Genomic DNA, 2,055 nt, shown 5'->3' on the forward strand with positions numbered 1-2,055 from the left:
AACCACGGGTTTTTATGAATGGTGAAAGGGTTGATGATATATTTAAAAACAAGAACACAAAGACAGTTATAGAATCTAATAAGGCAAGTTATAAGTGGGCACTTGATCCAGCATATAAGGATATTATGACATGCTATTCACCAATTATTAATGATACAGTAAATAGATATACCCATATTAGCAGGAGCAATAAAGAGCTTGTTGAAAAAGCAAAGGCAGGGACCTTTACAGCTGAGATGTTGGGCACATGTATTTACCGCTGCGTTGGCTATGATACATTTCATGCCCTTTATGCAACTACCTGGGAAATGGATAAAGAGCTAGGTACAGATTACCATCAAAGATTTCTTGATTATCTAAAAATGGTTCAAAAAAATGATCTGTCAGTGGCAGGTGCAATGACTGAGCCTAGGGGTAATAGGAAAAAGAAAACTTTAGAGTGGAGTGACCCCTATCTTTCGTTGAAGATAGTTGATAAAAATAAAGACGGTATTGTTGTTAAAGGTGCAAAATTAAATATTAGCGGAGCTTATGGCAGTCATTATATAAATGTATTACCACAGGGAGCTCACTATAAAGGTGAGGAAGACTATGCAGTTGCCTTTGCAACCCCATCAGATGCTAAAGGGATTACCTATGTATGTCAATATACTCCTTATTCTGCTGAAAGAGACCTCATGGATGATATTGAATATTTGGGGAATCCCCTATTTGGACAACGTGAGACATCGATGGTTATATTTGATAACGTATTTGTTCCGTGGGAGAGAGTATTTCATTGTGGAGAATATCAATATTCCATTAAGTTTATAACGAGATTTGCAAAAACTCACCGAATGACCTGTGGTGGCACATGTAAGGTAGGATTTATGAATCAGATAATAGGTGCATGTAAACTGATCCAGGAATATAAGGGTTTAGAAAAGGCTGCGCATATTAATGATGAATTAATGGAGATGGTTGTTCTAAGGGAGACATGCAGGGCTTGCGGTATAACTGCAGCGCAAAATGGTGCTGAAGAGCCAGAGGGCTCAGGTATATATCTACCTGATGAGCTTATGGGTAATGTATCTAAATTGAATGTAGCAAAAGCATTTTGGCGTGTTTTAGCACTTGCTGGGGATATAGGTGGTGGTTTAGTTGTTACATTGCCATCATTAAAAGAGCTTAAAAATCCAGAGGTTAAAGATTATGTGGAGGAATATCTAAATTTTGACTCAAATACATCTACAGAAAATATTATGAAGGTTACAAAATTAATTCAAAATTGGACTGCTGGGCTTCATGGTGTAGGTACGTGGCATGGTGCAGGACCCATAATGGCCCAAAAGATTATGCTTCAAAGGGTGATAGATTATGAACCTGATAAAGAGCTTGTAAAAAAGATGTTAAATATAGAATGATTAAAAATCCACTTAGGGGTTATAGTTCTATTGCTGGTATAGGTTTTACAAAAAAGGGGAGAATTGAAGATAGGACTGCCCTTAGCTTTCATGTTGAAGCATGTGCAAATGCTATAAAAGATGCTGGCTTAAAAAAGGATACAAAGAACATATATTACCTATCCAAAGATGCAATGATTGTGGATTTGTTAGGTGGCCCCCTGCTATTTATCACTATGCATATCATGAGGCCTTTAAAGGTAGAATACTCTATAATGCAGCAGTAGTAAAACTAGATGAAGGACCAATGCTATTAATAAATATTGTTGATTGTAATAATAAAGAATTATCATGTGATATTAGTATTACAGCTGTTTTTAAGAGTATTACATCAGATTATGTTTTACCTTGTTTCAAAATTGTGAAGAATTGAATGTAGTTATTTTTGATGAGAATACAAAGAAAAATTGAATGAGAAATATGTATTCAAGTTTTTTTGCTGCTGAATAAAAAAGAGGAAATCATAGAGTGGTCTTTATTTATTATGTTTGAAATATTTAAAAATATGTAGAAGCAAATTGTTTGTATTAAAAATGGTGGAGGTAAAATTATGGATTGTATTTTTTGTAAGATAGCAAAAGGGGAAGCTCCCTCTAGAAAGCTTTATGAAGAT

Annotated in this window: 3 protein-coding genes; all 3 read left to right on the forward strand. The window is 34.8% G+C overall.

Annotated elements, in window-relative coordinates; all coding sequences use genetic code 11:
• Positions 1-1,403: 4-hydroxyphenylacetate 3-hydroxylase N-terminal domain-containing protein (locus tag SVN78_10520; GenBank protein ID MDY6822038.1), on the forward strand; the 1,403-nt coding region annotated here is incomplete at its 5' end.
• Complete coding sequence (locus SVN78_10525; protein MDY6822039.1) at positions 1,400-1,669, forward strand: hypothetical protein; 270 nt, start codon at positions 1,400-1,402, stop codon at positions 1,667-1,669. The genes SVN78_10520 and SVN78_10525, both read left to right, overlap by 4 nt.
• Entirely contained in the window at positions 1,564-1,815 is a 252-nt protein-coding gene (locus SVN78_10530; protein ID MDY6822040.1) for a hypothetical protein, read from the forward strand. Before SVN78_10525 ends, SVN78_10530 begins: the two co-directional genes overlap by 106 nt.
• Positions 1,816-2,055 lie beyond the last annotated feature (240 nt).

The sequence above is a fragment of the Deferribacterota bacterium genome (genome assembly GCA_034189185.1).
Classification (GTDB): Bacteria; Chrysiogenota; Deferribacteres; order Deferribacterales; family UBA228; genus UBA228.

Coding starts and splice junctions, on each gene's coding strand:
- SVN78_10525 (MDY6822039.1), top strand. CDS start 1,400: ATGATTAAAAATCCACTTAGGGGTTATAGTTCTATTGCTGGTATAGGT.